Raw genomic sequence first — 1,570 nt, 5'->3', positions numbered from 1 at the left:
GCCGCGGTCGTGGTGTTCGGCCGTGAGCGGCTGACCGACACGGTCGGGTGGCGTCGAGGTCCACGGCCTCGAAGGGGGCGCTCTGTCGTCTGGGTCGGTCGGGTTGTTGGCGGTTAGGTCGGCGCGGGCAGCGTGTTCAGGCGGTCGAGGCCAGCGATTAGCAGGTCGACCCAGGGTGCGTTGGCGGCGAGTTTGACTCGGGTGCGGCGGGCGTGCCGGATGATCCGTGCGGCGATGGAGAGGATCCGTAGGCGTAGTCGTTTGGGTTCCCACCGGCGGGCCGGATCGGTTCCGAAGGCGAGCATCTGTGTCCACGCGGTCAGCTCGCAGGCCAGTTGGACGATCGCGAGCCAGATTCGGTTCTGGTCGAATCCGTGCAGCGGAAGATTTTGCAGGCCGGTGCTTTTCGTAGTCCGGATGCGGTCTTCGCATCGGGCGCGGCGGCGGTGACGTAGTTCTAGATCGGGTAGTTGGCCCCGGCTGGTGTTGGTGACGAACGCGGTCAGGCGCAGCCCGTCGGTATCGGTGAACCGCAACTGTGCGCCCGGATGGGGTCTCTCCTTCCTGACGATGACGCGCATCCCGTCAGGCCAGGCTGAGAGGTCGAGCAGTCCGGTGAGTTCGGCGACCCAGGCGCCGTCGCGGACTGTGCTGTCGGCGTCGTAGGCCGGTGTCCACACATCGGCGGGGATCAGTGCGAGCTTCTCGACCATGGTGTCGGTGAGTCCGAACCCGACCGAATAGGACAACCTACGTTTTGTCAGGTACTCGATCAACGCGTGGGTGCCGCCGGCACCGTCTGTGCGGATCAGCACTTTGCGGCCGACTCTGTAGCCCGGATCGAACGGTAGCTGCGCCAACGCATCGTGCAGGATGGTGATGTGGTCGGCGGCGGTGTTGGCACCGGCATTGCCTGGGCGTAGCAGCATCGCCACCGGTTCGCCGGTTCCGCCGTCGCCGTGGTCGACGAACGCGCATAGCGGATGAAATCCGTAGCCGCGCTTGTAGTTCGGTGCTGCCTGTTCCTTGTCGGAGTGGGCGGTGACGAGGGTGGCGTCGAGGTCGATGGTCAGGGGATGGGACTCGGCTATCTCGTGGTCGGGGGCATTGGCACCGGCAGCAGCCCAGGCGTGCGCTCGTGCAACGCGGCGGGCGGTGGCGATTGCGGCGAACGCTGTGGGTGCGTCGGCGGCGAGGGCTGCGATCAGTCGGGAGACGGTCGGGTCGGACGCGACCCGGCCGAAGACTTCTGGGTGGGCGCGGAGTTGGGAGATGTCGGCGAGGCAGTCACCACCGACTGCGAGGGTGATCGCAAGGTCCAGCAGAATTTTTCCGGGATCGTGGCTGGCCAGCGGCTTACGCCACGGTGCCAGCGCCTTCGGCAGGGCGCTGGTCAGCCCAGTTTTCTCGGCGGTGCGCAGCAACAACGCCGTGCCGGCGTGCGACACGACACCGATTCCGGTGGCGTCTACGGACATGCGGGGGTAGGGGCCGGTAGGCTTACTCACCTGAATGGTGCTCCTCGAACTCGGATTGATTCAACTGTCGCAAGTCGAATTATCCCAGTTCA

1 protein-coding gene is annotated in these 1,570 nt (G+C 66.0%); it reads right to left on the bottom strand.

Annotation, left to right across the window (positions count from 1 at the left end; translation table 11 throughout):
• Positions 1-113 precede the first annotated feature (113 nt).
• Positions 114-1,508, bottom strand: coding sequence for an IS1380 family transposase (locus ACHIRB_RS31190; RefSeq protein WP_395126754.1), 1,395 nt, complete (start codon positions 1,506-1,508; stop codon positions 114-116).
• Positions 1,509-1,570 lie beyond the last annotated feature (62 nt).

It is taken from the genome of Antrihabitans spumae (genome assembly GCF_043944905.1).
Taxonomy (GTDB): domain Bacteria; phylum Actinomycetota; class Actinomycetes; order Mycobacteriales; family Mycobacteriaceae; genus Antrihabitans; species Antrihabitans spumae.
This window is presented reverse-complemented; position numbering and strand designations above follow the sequence as displayed.